Source organism: Larkinella sp. (assembly GCF_965227735.1).
GTDB lineage: Bacteria > Bacteroidota > Bacteroidia > Cytophagales > Spirosomataceae > Larkinella.
This window is the reverse complement of the sequence record NZ_OZ245776.1, coordinates 5,237,238-5,255,598: the sequence shown is the minus strand read 5'-3', so window position 1 is coordinate 5,255,598 and position 18,361 is coordinate 5,237,238. Positions and strand designations below refer to the sequence as shown.

General features: G+C 51.4%; 19 protein-coding genes. 11 read left to right on the top strand and 8 right to left on the bottom strand.

Features of this window, described 5'->3' with window-relative positions:
* Positions 1-12: 12 nt before the first annotated feature.
* The 3 genes from ACO064_RS20535 to ACO064_RS20525 form a co-directional block, all read right to left on the bottom strand.
* A complete protein-coding gene (locus ACO064_RS20535; RefSeq protein WP_421829097.1) occupies positions 13-570 on the bottom strand; it encodes a glutathione peroxidase in 558 nt (185 codons plus the stop codon).
* Between the two features lie 76 nt (positions 571-646).
* Positions 647-2,425, bottom strand: coding sequence for an arginine--tRNA ligase (gene argS, locus ACO064_RS20530; protein WP_421829096.1), 1,779 nt, complete (start codon positions 2,423-2,425; stop codon positions 647-649).
* 86 nt (positions 2,426-2,511) lie between these two features.
* Positions 2,512-3,303, bottom strand: a complete 792-nt coding sequence (locus ACO064_RS20525) for a hypothetical protein (RefSeq protein ID WP_421829095.1) — start codon at positions 3,301-3,303, stop codon at positions 2,512-2,514.
* Between the two features lie 174 nt (positions 3,304-3,477).
* On the opposite strand from ACO064_RS20525, the gene ACO064_RS20520 reads away from it, so the two are divergent.
* On the top strand, positions 3,478-5,085 hold the full coding sequence (locus ACO064_RS20520) for a hypothetical protein (RefSeq protein ID WP_421829094.1): 1,608 nt from the start codon (positions 3,478-3,480) through the stop codon (positions 5,083-5,085).
* Here ACO064_RS20520 and ACO064_RS20515 read toward each other — a convergent pair.
* The gene (locus ACO064_RS20515) at positions 5,051-5,278 is read right to left on the bottom strand and encodes a DUF2905 domain-containing protein (RefSeq protein ID WP_421829093.1); all 228 of its coding nucleotides are present in this window, start codon (positions 5,276-5,278) and stop codon (positions 5,051-5,053) included. The genes ACO064_RS20520 and ACO064_RS20515 overlap by 35 nt on opposite strands.
* 306 nt (positions 5,279-5,584) lie before the next feature.
* On the opposite strand from ACO064_RS20515, the gene ACO064_RS20510 reads away from it, so the two are divergent.
* From ACO064_RS20510 to ACO064_RS20500, 3 genes are all read left to right on the top strand, one after another.
* Entirely contained in the window at positions 5,585-5,992 is a 408-nt protein-coding gene (locus tag ACO064_RS20510) for a helix-turn-helix transcriptional regulator (protein ID WP_421829092.1), read from the top strand.
* A gap of 106 nt (positions 5,993-6,098) precedes the next feature.
* On the top strand, positions 6,099-6,527 hold the full coding sequence (locus ACO064_RS20505) for a hypothetical protein (protein ID WP_421829091.1): 429 nt from the start codon (positions 6,099-6,101) through the stop codon (positions 6,525-6,527).
* Positions 6,528-6,619: 92 nt separating this feature from the next.
* Complete coding sequence (locus ACO064_RS20500) at positions 6,620-7,756, top strand: radical SAM protein (protein ID WP_421829090.1); 1,137 nt, start codon at positions 6,620-6,622, stop codon at positions 7,754-7,756.
* Positions 7,757-7,768: 12 nt separating this feature from the next.
* Here ACO064_RS20500 and ACO064_RS20495 read toward each other — a convergent pair whose 3' ends face one another.
* Complete coding sequence (locus ACO064_RS20495; protein ID WP_421829089.1) at positions 7,769-9,298, bottom strand: glycoside hydrolase family 140 protein; 1,530 nt, start codon at positions 9,296-9,298, stop codon at positions 7,769-7,771.
* Positions 9,299-9,412: 114 nt separating this feature from the next.
* Between ACO064_RS20495 and ACO064_RS20490 the strand changes: the two genes are divergently transcribed.
* From ACO064_RS20490 to ACO064_RS20475, 4 genes are all read left to right on the top strand, one after another.
* On the top strand, positions 9,413-9,931 hold the full coding sequence (locus ACO064_RS20490) for an L-threonylcarbamoyladenylate synthase (RefSeq protein ID WP_421829088.1): 519 nt from the start codon (positions 9,413-9,415) through the stop codon (positions 9,929-9,931).
* Positions 9,932-9,987: 56 nt separating this feature from the next.
* Complete coding sequence (locus tag ACO064_RS20485) at positions 9,988-11,529, top strand: CCA tRNA nucleotidyltransferase (RefSeq protein WP_421829087.1); 1,542 nt, start codon at positions 9,988-9,990, stop codon at positions 11,527-11,529.
* A gap of 36 nt (positions 11,530-11,565) precedes the next feature.
* A complete protein-coding gene (locus ACO064_RS20480) occupies positions 11,566-11,769 on the top strand; it encodes a hypothetical protein (RefSeq protein WP_114405262.1) in 204 nt (67 codons plus the stop codon).
* A gap of 169 nt (positions 11,770-11,938) precedes the next feature.
* Entirely contained in the window at positions 11,939-12,769 is an 831-nt protein-coding gene (locus ACO064_RS20475; protein WP_421829086.1) for a ferritin-like domain-containing protein, read from the top strand.
* A gap of 138 nt (positions 12,770-12,907) precedes the next feature.
* Here ACO064_RS20475 and ACO064_RS20470 read toward each other — a convergent pair whose 3' ends face one another.
* Both ACO064_RS20470 and pyrF read right to left on the bottom strand, forming a co-directional pair.
* Positions 12,908-14,191: a DUF2851 family protein gene (locus ACO064_RS20470; protein ID WP_421829085.1), complete on the bottom strand. Its 1,284-nt coding sequence runs from the start codon at positions 14,189-14,191 to the stop codon at positions 12,908-12,910.
* Between the two features lie 374 nt (positions 14,192-14,565).
* Complete coding sequence (gene pyrF / locus ACO064_RS20465) at positions 14,566-15,378, bottom strand: orotidine-5'-phosphate decarboxylase (protein ID WP_421829084.1); 813 nt, start codon at positions 15,376-15,378, stop codon at positions 14,566-14,568.
* A gap of 140 nt (positions 15,379-15,518) precedes the next feature.
* On the opposite strand from pyrF, the gene rfbC reads away from it, so the two are divergent.
* Together rfbC and ACO064_RS20455 are read left to right on the top strand one after the other, a co-directional pair.
* Entirely contained in the window at positions 15,519-16,064 is a 546-nt protein-coding gene (gene rfbC, locus ACO064_RS20460) for a dTDP-4-dehydrorhamnose 3,5-epimerase (RefSeq protein ID WP_421829083.1), read from the top strand.
* 191 nt (positions 16,065-16,255) lie between these two features.
* Positions 16,256-17,026 carry a tyrosine-protein phosphatase gene (locus tag ACO064_RS20455; RefSeq protein ID WP_421829082.1) on the top strand — a complete coding sequence of 257 codons (771 nt, stop codon included), beginning with the start codon at positions 16,256-16,258 and terminating at the stop codon, positions 17,024-17,026.
* Between the two features lie 35 nt (positions 17,027-17,061).
* Here the strand turns inward: ACO064_RS20455 and ACO064_RS20450 are convergent, their stop codons facing one another.
* Complete coding sequence (locus tag ACO064_RS20450; RefSeq protein WP_421829081.1) at positions 17,062-17,754, bottom strand: type 1 glutamine amidotransferase domain-containing protein; 693 nt, start codon at positions 17,752-17,754, stop codon at positions 17,062-17,064.
* Positions 17,755-17,939: 185 nt separating this feature from the next.
* Between ACO064_RS20450 and ACO064_RS20445 the strand changes: the two genes are divergently transcribed.
* Positions 17,940-18,341 carry a hypothetical protein gene (locus ACO064_RS20445; protein WP_421829080.1) on the top strand — a complete coding sequence of 134 codons (402 nt, stop codon included), beginning with the start codon at positions 17,940-17,942 and terminating at the stop codon, positions 18,339-18,341.
* The last annotated feature ends 20 nt before the right edge of the window (positions 18,342-18,361 follow it).

Here is an 18,361-nt window from a genome sequence, read left to right as displayed (position 1 = left end):
TTAAATTTTAACTCAAATGCCAACAGCCGACTTGAATTCCGGATCGGTTGGTAATACTTTGGATGCGAAGAAGTGCGTCAGTTCGCCTTTTTCGTTGATGACGTATTTGCAGAAGTTCCAGGTTGGCACCTTGTCATTCCAGCCGTTCAAAGACTTGTCCGACAGCCACTTGTAGAGCGGGGCCTGATTTTCGCCCAGCACTTCGGTTTTCTCGAACATGGGGAACGATACGCCATAATTCTTTTTGCAGAACTCGGCAATTTCAGAATTGGTACCGGGATCCTGGCTCTTGAAGTTGTTGGACGGGAACCCTAAAACGACCACTTTGTCACCGTGTTCTTTGTAGAACGCTTCCCATTTTTCAAACTGTGGCGTAAAACCGCACTTGGAGGCCGTGTTCAGAATCACCACCTTTTTGCCCCGGTATTGTTTCAGGGGGACAGTTTTGCCTTCAATCGAGTTGACGGTAAAATCGTACAATGATTTGGTTGGAGCAACTGCGTTCGCCGGACGTACAGCGACTGCGCTCTTGTCGCTCAGCAGGAAATTTAAAACAGTTTTTACAGACATAAAGCTGGACAAGGTTACAGCCAGAACACCAACAGATACTAGAAGAAGCAGCTTTTTCATTTGAGTTGGGAAAGGTTTACATTTTTGTAGGCACTTCAATTCCTAATAACTCCATTGTTTTACAGATAGTTTCGACAACGGCTTTCGATAAGGCCACCCGAAATTTGAGTTTGTCGGCATCCGGCTCCGACAGAATCGACAACTCCCCGTAAAACTGGTTGTAGGCCTTAGCCAGTTCGAAGGCATACTGTCCCAGATACGAGGGAGCGTAATCGGTTCCGGCTTCGGTAATCCGCTGGTAAAACTGCGTCAACAAATAGACCAGTTGTTGCTCACTATCAGCGAGTTCGACCGTTTGCAAGGCCCCCGCAGAATCGACTCCCAACTGGGCTGCTTTCCGCAAAACCGAGCAAATCCGGGCGTGGGTGTACTGAATAAACGGCCCGGTATGTCCCTGAAAGTCAATCGACTCCTCCGGATTAAAGGTCATTCTTTTTTTCGGATCGACCTTCAATAAATAATATTTTAACGCCCCCATCGCCAGCATATGATACAGGTTGTTGGCTTCTTCACTCTCAAAATCATCGATTTTACCCAGTTCCCGGGTACGGTTCCGGGCGGTTTCAACCATCTCTTCGATCAGGTCATCGGCATCGACCACCGTGCCTTCGCGCGACTTCATTTTACCGCTTGGCAAGTCGACCATGCCGTAGGAAAGGTGGAACAAGCCGTCGGCATACGGGCGGCCCAACCGGCGCAGAATCGCAAATAATACCGCAAAATGGTAGTCCTGCTCGTTGCCCACCACCCAGATGCCGCGCTGAACCGGGTAGTCCTGAAATTTCAGGTCGGTGGTTCCCAAATCCTGCGTGATGTACACCGAGGTGCCATCCGACCGCAGCACCAGCTTCTGGTCGAGTCCTTCGTCGGCAAGGTCGATCCAGACCGAACCATCCGGTTTACGGTAGAAAACATTTTTCTCCAAACCGTCTTCAATGACGTCTTTTCCGAGCAGATAGGTCTCCGATTCGTAGTAGGTTTTATCGAAACTCACGCCAATTTCGTGGTAGGTTTCGGCAAAACCGGCATACACCCATTCGTTCATCTGCTTCCAGAGTGCCACGGTTTCGGGGTCGCCCTGCTCCCACTTCCGCAGCATTTCCTGCACTTTCAGCAGCAGGGGCGTCTTTTTCTCGGCTTCTTCCCGCGGCATTCCCTCCTCGATCAGTTCCTCGATTTGCTGCTTGTGGGCTTTGTCGAACCAGACGTAGTATTTCCCGATCAGGTGATCGCCTTTCATGCCCGTCGATTCGGGGGTCTCGCCATTGCCAAACTCCTGATAGGCCAGCATCGACTTGCAGATGTGAATGCCCCGGTCGTTCACCAGACAGGCTTTCACGACCTCGTAGCCGTTGGCTTTCAGAATCCGGCTGACCGAATCGCCCAGAAAGTTGTTGCGCAGGTGGCCGAGGTGCAGCGGTTTATTGGTATTGGGCGACGAAAACTCCACCATCACCGACTCGTTTCGGGATGGCAACTGCCCCCAGTCCGGATTCGCCAGCATCGCGCTCAACTCCTCAACCCAGACCGAATCGGCGATGGTGAGATTCAGAAAGCCCTGAACGACATTGAATTGGCTGATGATCGTCGTGTTTTCTTTCAGGTACGTTCCGATGGCCTGACCGATTTCCACCGGCGGTTTTCGGGTCGTTTTGGTCAATGGGAAGGTCACGAAGGTATAGAGCCCTTCAAATTCTTTTTTGGTAGGTTGCAGAATAACGGTTTCAACGGGCACATTGAACAGCGAATTGATCGCTTCGGCAATGGCTAGTTTGAGTTGTGCTTGAATGTCCATTCGACCAGGTAAGATTCAAAGCACAAAACTACGCCAAAAATTAGTTTCCATCCGTGTTGACGTGCAGGAACTGCATTAAAAACCGCTCATCCCTCCCGGTTCTTCCGCTTGCTGAGCCGAATGGGATACGAAGCGGTGATCCGAAACGCGGAGCCTCTAGCTGCCATTTGCAGGAAGTAGGCGGTTTGGTTGATGGTATAATCCACATCGGCGGTTACCAATTTTCTCAGACCTTGCGAATAAACGAACTGAATATCGAGCCGGTCTTTGTCGTGGCTTTTGAACTGAAAACCGATCCCGGCCTGAATCGAGGCCCCGCGCCGGTGGAGGACGTTGGGGAGTTTTTCGTCGATTTCGATTTTATCCAGTTTTGGGTCTGTAACACTTAGCCCGAGAATTTCCCCTTCATAATTATCAAACCTAAACCAATCATAGGTTAAACCAGTGGTTCCATACAAATCGAAAATCATGGCGTACCGATAATTTGCCTTATCAAGTCGTCCTAATCTGACATTTTCTTTTAACAAAAAATCGGCTTTTAGTGGAAATTGAATGATTGGAGCTGCTGTTCTCTGTGCTGCTCGTGCTGTGGGGGCTTTAATTTTATACCCCCAACCAATATCACTCTCACTAACTCCGGTTGAAATTCTCAACTTAGAGTTAATATCACATTGGACTAACAAACTCCAAAAATCGTAATTCCCAAAAGATTTCCGAAGGTGCCCATAACTTGGACGTTGAGTGAAATCTGAAAATAGAGTTTGCAAACCAACGGTTGGCTTCAGGTAAACGTTGGTTTGAGCTAAAGCTCCAGCAACCATAAAGAGGCTAAAACCTAAATACGCCCCTAACTTTATAGGCATTCGTATTAAAACCATAACTGAGGAGTTGAAGAGAAGTGTCCCAGATTTGACGGACGGGCGTGCCACAAGTCACTTTCTGCCTATTTAATAGTACAGAATTAAGAATTTCCATTCACGCAAAAACCCGCTGTTTGATTTGACAAAAGGGGCGGAATACGTACCTTTAATCAGTACTTAATCAAAATGCTGATGATCAATCGTCTCACGAGAGGGCTGTGGTGCTGGATGCTGGTGGCATGTATTCCCGCGATGGCCCAATTTGAGCCTTCCATCCGCCTGGAATTGCCCATTAGTCAGAATTCAGAGGAGTTTTTCGACGTGACGACGCTCGGGGATCAGGGCGTTCTGGTGAACGTCCGGCATGGCGATTACTACTCATCAGCCCCCACCAAGTTCTCTTTCAAACGCTACGATACCGACCTCAAACTGCTCTGGTCGACGGATTATAAGATTGATGCCTTCTACGAACCGGTTCGGTCGGCCCGCACGGAACATTACCTCTACTGGCTGCTGAAAGAAACCGCCAACGAGAAAATTGCCATCCTGCGGGTGAACCTCACCGACGGAGCGATGGAAACCTACCGGGGCGATCTGGTGACGCCCATGGATATTTTTCATTTCAAGGTCCTGGATAACATCGCTTACCTCGGTGGCTACTACCGCTCCCGGCCGGTGGTGGTGTCGTTCTCATTTTTCGACCTGACTTCCAAAGTGTTACCCGGTTTGTATACCAACCACATTCAGCTCAACAACATCGAAGTCGATGAACAACGGCGGCTGGTTCACGTCATGACCGATGCGACGCACCAGCGAAACTGCGAGTTTACGGTTCGGACGTATTCATACGAAGGAAAACTGATCCGGACGGTAAATCTGGACGGCAACAAACACAGCCTGATTTCGGGCAAACTGCTTCCCCTCAACGACGACGAATCGCTGCTCGTCGGCAATTATTCCAACGACTGCACACCCTATTCGCAGGGGGTTTACATCACGCGAATCCGCAATGCCGCGTCGCCGGTGGGCGAAAGCACGGTGATTACTCCGACCGAAGACACCCGGTACATCGACTTTTCGGAGCTTCAGAATTTCTTCAACTACATGAAACCCAAGCGCCAGCAAAAGATGATCGAGCGGCTGGCGCGCCGGAAAGACCAGGGCAAAGACACCAAGTTCCGGTATCGGCTGCTGGTGCACGATCTGGTACCGACCGACGAAGGGCTGATGCTGATTGCGGAAGTTTACTACCCCCAATACCGGGGCAGTTCCTATCCGTATCTGGGTGCCGGGCGTTCCTTTGATCGCTACCAGGAGGGCTACCGGTATACGCACGCGTTTCTGTGCGGTTTTGACAAAAAAGGCAAACTGCTGTGGGACAACTCCCTGCCCATTCCCGATCTGAGCAGCTATGATTTGAATCAGATGGTGCAGGTTTCCCGCCAAGGCAACACAACCATTCTGGCCTATCCGCACGACGGCGAAATCCACGCCGAGGTGATTCAGGGCGGCAAGGTGGTGCGGGAGCAGGAGAAGTATTCGCTGAAGAAACTGCGGGAAAACGAAAAAGTGGTTTATTCCGAAAACGAACAACTGGAAGCCTGGTATGATGGCCATTTTCTGGCCTGCGGATTTCAGAAAATTTCGACCGAACGTTCCCTCGCTCCTCCGCGGGAGGTATTCTACATCAATAAAGTAACCCGTATTCCCGACGATCCGGACACCCGCCCGTCGAGCCGATCGGCTAGCCCGGACGATACCAACGCTACCCGAAAAACTTCCGGATCAAAACAAAAATGAGGTTCAGCAGAACGCTGACGACGATGCAGGTGACAATCGGGAAATAAAAACCGCCGTTTTTGCCTTCGATGCGAATGTCGCCCGGCAACCGGCCGAGCCAGTTTAGTTTGTCGCCAAAGAAATAGACGATCAGCCCGATCAGGACGATCACCACCCCAATTCCGATCAGATATTTACCAATGCCTGCGTTCATACCCGTACCCTGTCCGTGTTCGAATCTTTCTTTGCAAGTATAGACTACCCACCTCAGAAAGGCAATTTTCCGACGATCGAATGGGTTACCGGTAACTCAAAATAAGGAATGTCAATGGTGTCGAAAACCGGCACACTTGCCGGTTTTTGCCAAACCGAATACTCAAACTGGATCACTTTCCAGGAAATTATTGTATTTATTTACTTCATCATTGCACCTCCCAAAGTAGACTGGTTAGAACATCAAGGAGAAGCCGGGTTTGCCAGCGCCCGACTATCCACATTCACACCGTTCATCCAGAAAGCCATGAATCCCTTTCAATCTGTTGCCGTCCGAGACCATACCGTGCTGAAGCTGTGGGGTCAGATCGAGCAAAACATCGACAATCCCGACTTAAGCGTGACGGATCTGCTCGAATCGGCCGCGATGAGCCGCACCAACCTCTACCGCCGACTCACCGCCAAGACCGGCATGTCGGCCACCGCCTTTATCCGCTACGTCCGGCTGACGAAAGCCCGCGATCTGCTGCTCGACCAAACGGATCTGACCATTTCCGAGATTGCCTTCGCCGTTGGCTTCAACAGCCTGAGCTACTTCACCAAACGGTTTACGGAAGTATTCGGCGTTTGCCCCCGGCGGTATCAGGAAACCCATGAACTCAAACCACTTTCGGAACATCCGTTGAAGTTTTTGGAACATGCGTTGAAAGGTTAGGAACATCCGTAAAAGCGAAATTCTCCGGGATTAACAAACTTTACATCGGCCAATAAAATACTATTGGTCAGCTAGTTATATCGATGTAAAACTAAATCTAAACACCATGGAGAAGAGACCGCTGAAAGAGCAAATCGACGCATTGGAAAAATTGGCCAAAGACCCGAGAAGCCAGCAGGAAATCGGGAAAAGGCTGATTCAGGAAGTAGCGAAAGCGATGTATGAAGAACGGAAAGGGCTCGAAATATCGGCCCCCGACGCCGAGATTCCGATTCGGAAAGGCGAGATGGTGCCCCTGGAATTACGGAACCAGATCAAAACCGACGAAGCGGGTCTGGCCCTCCAGGATGCGCTGGTACAGAACCTCAATCTCCGCATCTGGTTCCGAATCTGGGTTCGTTTCTGGTTCCGGATCATCGTCGACATTCCCCGGTTTGAAACCAGCCCGCTGAATTCGTTCAAGGATTTCGCCGATGCCATCGGCTTTTCGGAAGAAGAGATCAAACTCGTAGACCGGCTCAAAGGCATGTCCTGAAACCGCTTGCCAACCCCGCCGAAGAGTCCCGCCCCAAAGGGATTCTTCGGTTTCTCACTCGCCTTCTGAACTGTATTACAACAACCTCTACCATGGACAATTCCCTCAGCCTGATCATCAAATCGACCCGCAAGTGCAACCTGCGCTGCTCCTACTGCCACGACTGGCGCTCGCGCGGAACGGTTATTTCCTTCGAGATTCTGGCCAATATCGTCGCGAAGGCCTTTCGCGCCAAACGTTATAAGGTCATCAATTTTATCTGGCACGGGGGCGAACCGCTGCTGCTGGGCATCGATTTCTTTCGCCGGGCGCTCAGCTTGCAGCAGGCTTTTATTCAGGAAGGGCAATACGTCCTCAACAGCGTCCAGATCAACGGCACGCTGCTCACGGAGGAATGGTGTGAATTTTTCAGAAAAAACCACTTTCAGGTGGGCGTCAGCGTGGATGGCCCCGAAGAGATTCACAACCGCAACCGGTCTTTTGCTTCCGGAAAAGGGAGTTTTCAACAGGTGATCAAAAGCATCGACCTGCTCAAAGAATACGGAATTGGCCACGGCGTTCTGCTGGTGCTCAACGACAACACCAAGCGGTTACCGGCTCCCGAAATTTTTGATTTCATCACCCGGGATCTGAAGGTCGACAACTTCTCGTTTCTGCCCGCCGTTCCCGACAACCTCATCGGCCAGAACTCCGGCGAACGCGCGACCACCGATTACCTGTCGCTCGAAGACTACGAAGAATTCATGATCCGGATTTTCGACCACTGGTACGCCCTCGACAATCCCGACATCCGGGTGCGCGAAATCGACGGCATTGTGCGTTCGGTGATGCGGGGTAATCCGCAGGTCTGCACCTTGGCCGGGAATTGCCTCGGCGGTTATTACCACATCGAACCCGAAGGCGATGTCTATCACTGCGATAAATACGTCGGCGATCCGATGTATAACCTTGGCAACATCCTGGAATCGGATTTTGATGCACTGTTTAAATCACCCCAAATGCGGGAGTTGCGTCGACAGGAACGGGACAATCTCCAACGACTGTCGGCCTGTCAAAACTACGGAATCTGCAACGGCGGCTGCCCGCACGACCGCTACATCGCTAAAAAATACCGTGCGGATTTTACCGGAGACTGTTGCGGGCAAAACCGGCTGATCTCCCACATCATCCGGACGTTGGGGCATGACATCGGCGCGGAAAAAATGGCGGTTTTTGGCCATACGGTTTAAGCCACCTTCTCCTTACTTCTTCAGGCCAAAACCGGCAAAGGGGGCCTTTGCATCGTCCAGCACCAGCACCCAGTCCGTGGTTGGGCCGACAATCGGGGCCTTGAATTCCTGCGGTCCGGTATTCGGAAATACCCCGATTTTCTGGCTCTTCCCATCGCGGGGATTATACCAGTAGGCCAGCACGTTTGGTGAAGCCGTCAGCCGGGCGAGGTCAATTTTCAGCGGACTGCCGTTGGGCGTGTAGGCAAACAGGAAATTGTCGTCTTCCGAAATGGCCGCCACCTGGTGATTGCCGTCGTCGGGATTGGCGTTCTGAATCAGCCGCTCATCGGGCATCAGCCGCGTCCACGGATGCGACTCATACAACCGGCGCAGAATTCCCATCTGAAACGCCCCGGCATGGTCGAGTGCCCGTTTCCAGTGCGTTCGGGCGGCCGAAACCGGCGGATTTCGGTCGTTATCGAAAAACTGCCAGATGTTGTGGTTGCCGTAGGTATGCCCGCATCCGCCCGACAAAACCGCCCACCAGGCCGCCTGCCGCACATCGAAATCGTCAAAATAGCCCTGCTCCGGTTTGTGCGCAATCGGATGGTCTTCGTAGCGCGGTTCGCCATCGAGGGTCGGTTTGGGCGGAAACATGGCGTAATTCTGCCGCTGCATCACGTAATTCTTCTTGTTCTTTGCGCTGTGACCTGACTGAAACAGGTTGATGTTCAACCATTTGTCACTGTGGAAGAAACCCGACGAGTTGCTGTCGCCCTGCGGGTGGTAGGTCATTAGCTTGGTGCCACCGTCGCCTTTCTTGATGCCTTCCGCCATTGCCCGGACGATGGCCAGCCGTTGCTCGCCCTCCGGATTGCGGTCACCGCCCAAAATCCAGATCACCGGTTTGCCCCGGTAGCGTTTGCCAATGAATTCACCGTAGGTCCGGGCATTGGCGGTGTTGAAAATTTCGGGGCCTTTTCCCCACTTCTGATTGAATTTATCCCCCCAGGTCGGCAGCAGCCCAACGACCAAGCCCAGTTCGGTAGCCCGGTTGACCACCCAGTCGACATGTTGAAAATACGCTTCATTCGGCTTGGTGGGGTCGTTGCCCACCAGCGGCAATTGGCCATATTGATTGGGCTGTGTTAGTCCGTCAAGTTCAGCCAGCACCACGGCCTGAATCACGGTAAATCCTTTGGCTGCCCGGTTTTTCAGGTAGAGATCGGCTTCTTCCTTCGTCAGCCGGTGGAACAACTCCCAGGCCGTGTCGCCCAACCAGAAAAACGGTTTTCCATCGCCCCGCATGATGTAGCGTTTGTCGGGAATGATGTAGAGTTTGGATAAGGCAACGGTTTCTTTCGAAGCCGCAGCAGGTTTCTGGGCGTATCCTGAAGCGGACAGGAACAGGTAGATAATTCCAAAAACAAACGTCTTTTTCACCCCTAAAGTCGTGCGCGACCTCGGCCCTGAAGGAGACTTGGACGCGAATTTTTCCAGATGCAAAAAGTCCCCTTTAAGGGATTTAGGGGCAGCAAGCGAACCGACTACTAAATTCATGGGTCAGGAATAAGGGTCTGTAAAAACCGACATTTGAATGAAATCTAAGACGGTTTGCTTATAATTCAAACACCTTTCCAAAAACTTGCCGTACTTTTGCGGATTGTTACAACTATGACACCAACGCCACGCGATATTGTTGCCGAACTCCGGCAGGGACGACTCATCCGGCTGGCCGACGAAACCGGGGTTTCACTAGCCTGCGATCCCGGCCACGCGGAAGCCGTCGAACATTTGCTGGACGTCCGCAAAGACCTGGTTCCGGCCCCGCTTCCCACCATTCTCATTTCCGACAATAGTCAGCTCAACCTCTATGTCCGGCCCGTGCCGGATGTGGCCTGGGATCTGATCGAGTTCGCCGAAATGCCCCTGACGGTTTTACTGTACAACGGCATCAACCTGCCCGACGCCTTCCGGTTGCAGGTGCCGGTGCGAAAAACCCTCAGCGAATCGGTGCGAAACCTGATCGGCGCGTTTGGCCGGGGGCTGTTGACCTTGCCGTTTGAAGACGCGGAATGGCCGGTCGGTCTGGCAAAACCGCCCGTTTCGTGGGGCGAACTGCCCGCCAAAATTCAGTTGCCGCGTATTATGGAGTTAGGTCCAAAAGGGGAAGTAGCCTTTTTACGAAAATAATGAGCCGTACCGCCACTGCCGACCAGGATCGGAACGATTCGTTATTCCTGTGTTCTATGAACTTTACGGAGACCCTACATAGCAATCCCATTTTTGAAGTCATCGCCCGTCAGGCGGCTGCGCTGGACGTTCGTGCATATGTCATCGGCGGTTTTGTGCGGGATCTGATTCTGAAGCGTCCGTCGAAAGACATCGATATTGTATGCATCGGCAGTGGAATCGACCTGGCCGAAGCCGTAGGCCGGGAGTTGAAAGTGCCGGTGATTGTGTTTAAAAATTTCGGAACGGCCATGTTACCGGCTCATCCCGACCAAACCACGTATACCGAAGCAACCGAAACCGTTCCGGGCCATCGTTCGCTGGGCTGGGAAGTGGAGTTTGTCGGTGCCCGAAAAGAATCCTACCGCTCCGATTCGCGAAAACCGCTGGTTGAAAACGGCACCCTCGAAGACGACCAGAACCGCCGGGATTTCACCATCAACGCAATGAGCATCAGCCTGAACGAGAGCGATTTCGGCCAGTTGCTCGACCCATTTGGCGGTCTGGACGATCTGCGCCGGAAAACCATTCGCACCCCGCTCGAACCCAAAATCACGTTTTCCGACGATCCCCTGCGCATGATGCGGGCCATCCGGTTTGCGTCGCAATTGGGTTTCGACATCGAGCCGGACACGTTCGACGCGATTATTGAAATGAAAGACCGCCTGGCGATTGTTTCGCGGGAACGGATTACGGACGAACTGAACAAGATTATTCTGTCGGCCAAGCCGTCATACGGTTTTAAACTGCTGTATCACGCCGGTTTGCTGGATCTTATTTTCCCGGAACTGCTGGCGTTGAAAGGCGTTGAAACCATCGAGGGCAAGGGACACAAAGATAATTTTTACCATACGCTGCAAGTGCTGGACAACGTGGCCGAACGCTCCGACGACCTCTGGCTGCGCTGGGCGGCTTTGCTCCACGACATTGCCAAACCGGCCACCAAACGCTTCGATCCGAAAGTGGGCTGGACGTTTCACGGTCACGAGGATCTGGGAGCCAAACAGGTTCCGGGTATTTTCCGCCAGATGAAGTTGCCGCTCAACGAAAAAATGCGGTTTGTCAAAAAACTCGTCCGGTTGCACCTGCGGCCCATTGCGCTGGTGAAAGAACAGATTACCGACTCGGCACTCCGGCGGCTGCTGATCGAAGCGGGCGACGATCTGGAAGCGCTGATGAACCTCTGCCGGGCCGATATTACGTCGAAAAACTACGATCGTGTCAAGAAACACCTCGCCAATTTCGACAAGGTGGAACGCAAACTCCGCGAACTGGACGAACGGGATAAACTGCGTAATTTTCAGCCGGTTGTCACGGGAGAACTCATTATGGAAGCCTTTGGTCTGAAACCGTCGAAAGAAGTCGGACTGATCAAGGTAGCCATTCGGGAAGCCATTCTGGAGGGAACCGTCGTTAACACACTCGAAGCCGCCATTCCGTTCATGATCGAAGAAGGTCGAAAAATGGGCCTCGAACCCGTCAAAGAGCTGTCCATTCAGACTATTCAGGCTGACCAGTCCGCATCTCACAATTCCTCTTCCCCGGAAAGCCCGCAATAGATTCGACACGAAACCACCACAAACGCACAAAATACTATGGATAAGAACAACTTCCGGCGCTTTTTCGGCGCAACACTGACCATTCTGGGCATCATCGTCGTCCTGTTTGCCTGCGTGGCTTTCCTGTCGGATGCCAAACCGGTGTTGGGCATGAGCATCACGAAATGGGAATCTCTGGCACCGTTTATCGTGGGTCTGGTATTTCTGGGTTCGGGGGTTAGTCTTATCAACAATTCATAGCGGTTTCGTACGGTCTCTCCGGTTCTACGAGGAACCTCATCCGCGGAACGGGGTAATACGTCCACAACACCTTTCTATTAACTTGCTACTTTTCAGGCAGTTGATTACTGGTATAGCATTTGAGCATAGGATGGAAACTCAATGTTAAACCTGTTAATCAATTACCTGTATGGCTTCTTTCACGGAACAGTTAGCGAATTTTTTTGGCACGAGGGACACGGACACATCACTGCGTGAATTATTCATCAGCGAATTGAAAGGCATGTATTATGCCGAAAAGCAAATCGCCGATGCCCTGCCAAACATGGCCGAAGCGGCTACTACGGATGTAGTACGCGAGGGTTTTCATCAGCATCTGGCTGAAACAGAAAATCAAATCCGCCGGATTGAGCAGATATTCCAGCAACTGGGGATCGATGCCGACGAGAAAAACTGCAACGCCATCGACGGTCTGATCGACGACGGCGATGTGGTTATTGCCGATACGGATTCCGGTTCATTGACCCGCGATGCCGGTTTGATCATTGCCGGTCAAAAAGTAGAACACCACGAAATTGCCGCTTACGGTTCACTCCATTCGCTGGCCCGGTTGTTAGGCTATCATGATGCTGCTCAACTCATCGGGGAAAGTCTGGAGGAAGAAAAAAATACGGATCGGAAACTGACTGAAATTGCGGAATCGTTCATCAACGAACGCGCTAAAATGGAGTCCGATAACGACGATGATACCGACCGGGATGGCATTCGCGACCGGATGCGGGACACTGTTCGCGATGGCGATTATGGCCAGACAACGGGCACGTATCCGGGTGGCAGTAGCTATTCAGGTGTAACCGGTAGTGGCACCGAGGAGAATGCGGATGCTGCAACCTGGCAGCGGGATCAGGCCAATCAAGAAAACCGTACCTGGAACTCGGATAATGATACCCGATCCAATTCAGGCAGCACAAACTACCGGCGCGATACTGATCCATTAACCGGCGGCTCGAGCGGTTTTTAAGGTTTTGTAACCGATTTTAAGGGGTTATAACCGTAGAATGCTGAATGCCCAATGTAAAAGTGAAGAGGCTTAGCGCTCTTGAAACACTTTTACATTGGGCATTCAACATTTTACATTTTGCGGTTAATTTTTCAAGCCTCATTTCCCCCACAACAAACTCACCCCAATCTGGCACGACAGACACTTTTTGGGCTGGCAAAAATTTTTGTACAACTCAATGGATGCCTGCGAATCGAATGCCGTACGAACCGGGATGTTTAAATCCTGCCAGACCCGGGTCACACGGTTATCTTCTGCCGGAAGTTGTTCCAGCAAGCGAATGGCGCGCTCCCGGTATTCGGGCTGATCTTTATGATGGGAATAGGCTACCAGCAACGGAACAACGGCGTTAATGATCAGATTTTCAGCGGCTTTCTGCCCCAATATAGCCAGAACATGACCGGAGGCTTTCCCAAACCGGTAATGCGTTTGCCAATAGGTAGATGGTGTAACCTGCAAATGCCGCAGCAAAACCCGACTGTCATCCGTTTCGATCAGGACTGAAAACAGGCTGTTCCGGAAAGTCAGAAGTTGGGCAAACTGGGCCAGCCGGAGCGTTGGAAAGTTGGCCGGACGAAGCTTCGCCCATTTCCAGGCATAGGCCGGTAGTTTTTTGGCAGTAAGCTGATATTTGGCCGCCAGAAAACGGTATTCCCGCTGCAATTCGGCTTCATAGGCATCCGGTTTTTCGCTGTTCAGTAAACCGGCCGTCCCAAACAACACCGCTTCCAGTTGCAGAAGCGTATCACGGTGTTTTTGCAAAATCTTCAATGAGACCTGCCGACTGAGTTGCCCAAAAGGTTCGGTATTTACCTGAAAACCAAAGGCTGCGGCCAGGAGCTGATACGTCGTCTCCTCCCAGTCCAGATCGGTGCTCTGAAACAGGGCCATCACCCCGGCGGCTTTTCGTTCCAGACGTTGCAGCAGGGCTTTATCCAGCATGGCCGTCCGGCGCAGGGGTTCCACGCCGGCGATCTGAGCAGCACAGGGTATGGCGCCCGATTCAGCCAATAACGTCTCATACCGCTGCAGCAAAGTCAGGTCCGCCCGCTCGCTCAGGCACAAGGTCGGAATAACCGAACCGTCCGACCGCTTTAACTCAAGAGCCTCTTTTTCCCAGACAATATGCAGAATCACGTTGTCGTAGGCCCGGTCATGCTGGTGACGGTGGAGCAGCCAGTCTCCGGCCCGAACGTGCGCTTCCACCGTTCCGACCCACTCGACCTCTCCCACGAAAAGGCGGGCGTGCGTAAAATCCGGCCCGGCATCCGGATTGCGATACCCCGGATGAATCACCCGCAGGCTCTCCCCCTCCTCCGTTCGCAGATCAGAATGCCGGAAATAATGAAATTGCCAGAGAAAATAAATAAACTCTTCGGACATAAAGAGTTAGGAATGATGAGTTAAGAATGAAGAGTAACACGCATCGTTCGTGCAGCTACGTATTGGAAGGAGAAAAAGGCAAAAAGTCACACTTTCAGCCAAAAATCTTTCCTAAATATCCTTAGAAGTTGTTTGAATTAAGGCCAGAGGCCTGTTCTGTCAATAGTCAATAAGATCCATCAGCTAGTGGTAGCTCCGGAGGAGCGGCCTGAAGATGTTTTTAGACCGCTCCTCCGGAGCTACCACTAGCTGATGGATCTTATTGACTATTGACAGAACGCCCTTCCAGGGCTCTCCCCGGTTAACTCAAACAGCTTGTTAGGACTTACTCTGAAATTCATAACACTATCTCAGCTTAACTCATCACTTTTAACTCAAAGATATCCCGCCATTTCCTGCTGCAACGCCCGGGCTTCATCGGCGGCTCTCTGGGCAAAATCCGTGCCGCCAGACGCGTACAAAATGCTGCGGGAGGCATTGACCAACAAGCCACACTGCTGATTCATGCCATAACGCGACACCTCGGCCAGGCTACCGCCCTGTGCGCCCACGCCCGGAACGAGCAGGAAATGATTGGGGATGAGCGTCCGGATGTGCGCCAGTTCGTCGACCCGCGTGGCCCCAACCACGTACATCATCCGGTCGGCTCCGGCCCAGGTCTGCGACGTCCGGATCACGTTTTCGTAGAGTTTTTCATCCCCAACGGGCAATTGCTGGAAATCCGCACTCCCGGCGTTGGAGGTCAGGGCCAGCAGAATCACCCATTTATTTTCAAATTCGAGGAACGGTTCGACAGAATCCCGGCCCATGTAGGGTGCCACCGTAACGGCATCAAAGTCCAGCCCCGACGAAGCCGGGTCGAAAAACGTACGGGCGTATAAACCGGAGGTGTTGCCAATGTCACCGCGTTTGGCATCGGCAATGGTAAAACAGTCTTTAGGAATAAATTCGAGGGTTCGTTGCAGGCTTTCCCAACCGCGGGGACCCTGGGCTTCGTAGAAAGCAATATTGGGTTTATAGGCCACGGCATACTCCGCCGTGGCTTCAATGATCTGTCGGTTAAAGGCCGCCACCGGATCTGGTTCACGCTGAAGATGCGTCGGTATCCGGCGAATGTCGGTGTCCAAACCCACACACAAATAAGATTTTTTAGTTAAAATAGTCGTATACAACTCATTAGCCGTCATAGGTTGATGGTCTGCTAAAGTTAAATTAGTTGGGTGCCCGTAAAAAAGGTGAGGCTCAAAATTACTGGAAGTAGACAGAGTTTCCTAAATTTGTCCGCTGATGCCGGACAAACCGGTTCTTTATGCTCAATTAGTATTTCATGCAGGTCATCAAAACGTCGATTGAAGGGTTGGTCGAATTACGCCCGAAGACATTTAAAGATTCCCGTGGTAGTTTTCTGGAGACATACAACCAACCGGTTTTCCACGAATTAGGCATCACCGCTCATTTTGTGCAGGACAATCAATCCTTTTCAACCAAAGGAGTTCTGCGGGGGTTGCATTTTCAAAACGCCCCGTTTGCGCAGGGCAAACTGGTCCGGGTCATTACCGGGAAAGTGATGGACATTGCCGTGGACCTGCGCGAAGGTTCGCCAACCTTCGGGAAATACGAAGCTTTTATCCTGGATTCGGAAACCAGCAACATGGCCTACATCCCGGAGGGTTTTGCCCACGGTTTTGTAGCCCTCGAAGACAGCATTTTCAGTTACAAATGCACCAATGTCTACAACAAGGCCTGCGAGTCGGGCATCATCTGGAACGATCCTGATCTGAACATCGACTGGGGCATCGAAAACCCGAACGTGTCTGATAAAGACCAACAGTTGGCTCGTTTTCGTGAATTATTTCCGCAATCGGTGTCTTAAATTTCCGACGCTTACTGATTCGTACCGAACCGCTCACCGGAGCGGTTTTTTTTGTATCCGTTTAATAAACGAGTACTACCCAGATTGTTAGTTTTGGCACGATTCATGTCCATTAAAGAAGCAGATTGAGGGTGCCGTGCCAAACTTTTGTCCGGCAGATGAATCGCCTAACTTTCTAGTTACATACCCCAATGCCATTCGGATTTCTGACTCGTGCCCGTGCAAAAACCGCTAAGCCTGACGCATTGGCTTCGGCTTCCGAGCTTCGTGTCGATGTCCATGCCCAACTGCTGCCGGGCAGTCAGGACGGAACCGATTCGGTCGAACACAGCATCAGTCTGCTTCGTGAACTCTCCGCCTTAGGCTTTCGGAAGGTCGTTGCAACCCTCCACATCATGGACGGTTTCTACCAAAATACCACCGACAGCATTTTTGCAGCCGCGTCGATTCTAAAGTACGAATTGCAAAAATTAAAGATTAACATCGAAGTGGAAGTAGCCGCCGAGTATTTTGTAGACATCAATTTACTCAGGATGCTTTACTCCAAAGCCGAGTTGTTGACGTTTGGCCAAAGTACGACCGAACGCTATCTGCTTTTCGATACCAGCCTGGTTAAACGGCCCTACGAACTGGATAAGGTAATTACGGCTCTCCAACAGCGGAACCTGGTGCCGGTCATGGCTCATCCCGAACAATACATTTACCTGCAAAAAAATCCAGAAACGATGCGGAATCTTCACTATCAGGGTGTTAAGTTCCAATTAAACCTCCTTTCCCTCTCGGGTCAGCCATCGCGGGAGGCCCGAAATCTGGCAGAATGGATGATCGACCAACGGCTGGTGTCTTTCGTTGGAACGGATATCTACCATGAAACCCAGCTACCCGCCATCAAACAGGCCCGTAAACTTCCGTATTATCAGAAGGTTCTGGAGAGCGGATTGTTGAATAACAACCTGATTTAACGAAAAAGAAGCCGATCCATTTCTGCCGGCTTTTCTTATTTTTCAATCATTTCTTCCATCACTTTCTTGCCGACTTTTCGGGCCGACAGCAGATTTTGCCCCGTTACCAACCGGTCGTCTACCTCGATAAAGGGCATGAACGGAATTATACTTTTCCGGTAAAGCGCGTTTCGCTTCCGAAGCTCGTCTTCCAATAAAAAGGGTACTTCCTGGGTTAGTCCCAAAAGCCGCTCCTCCACGTTGGCAAAACCCGTAATCTGCCGGTCCTGAATCAGCAGGCTGCCATCCGACAAGCGCACATTCAACAGCCCGCTCACGCCGTGACACACAGCCGCAACCATGCCACCGCCTTCGTAGATCTGCCGGGTGATCTGTTGAAGGGGTTCGTTCTCCGGAAAGTCCCAGAGCGTTCCGTGCCCCCCGGTAAAGTAAATCAATTGGTAATGCGCGGCATTCACTTCCTCCGGTTTGAGTGAATTCTCCAGCTTCGCTTTCAGTACCGGATTGGGATACCATTTGTCGTTCGTATTGTCTTTCCGCTTCAAACTCCGTGCATCAATGGGCACGCTCCCGCCCTTCGGACTCACGATGTCATACAAAATTTCTTTGTCTGATAATTCATCATAAAAGTGGGTCAGTTCACTCAACCAAAGCCCCGTTTTCTCCGGTTTGGTTTTATAATCCGTGTGGTTGGTGCAAACAATGAGAGCCCGGATGGAAGAATTCATAGTGGGTTTCGGCAAAGTGAATGGGGTTACAAATATCCGCAAAATCACCGACAAGAAAGGCCCGGCTTTCAAAAAACTACCGCCAACTAAAATTCTTCATTTCTTCTTTATTACCGCTATATTATTTGGATTATTTCATTATTTTTGACTTAACCGTACTGAAAACTTGCAAATAACCTATTATCATGAAAACTGCATCCTACGAGTCGATCAAAGCAGATCAGGCCTGGATCACCGTAACACAACACCTTCAACGCCGAAACCAGCTCATCTCCGACGGCATCACTTTTCTGGAAAAACACCCTGCCGACCACGTTCTGGCCGGTCGGCTGGTCGTCATTCAATACCACTTACGCGCCACAGTCCGGCGATTGATGGAGGAAACATCAGCCACCCGTTCCCCGGCTTCCCTCAAGCAGCAAATTAAACGACAGTGGCTGATGGTTCATCAACTGAATTTTCTGTTGCGACAGATTGATGATGAGCTGAGTAAAATGGGCTTCAACAGCCCGGTTTTTCGGTCGTGGATGAGCGCGAAATTAAACCGGTTTTCGTATAAAGCGCCGACCGGTCTCTCCCTGAATTAGAAACCGGTCGGCCATTTCAA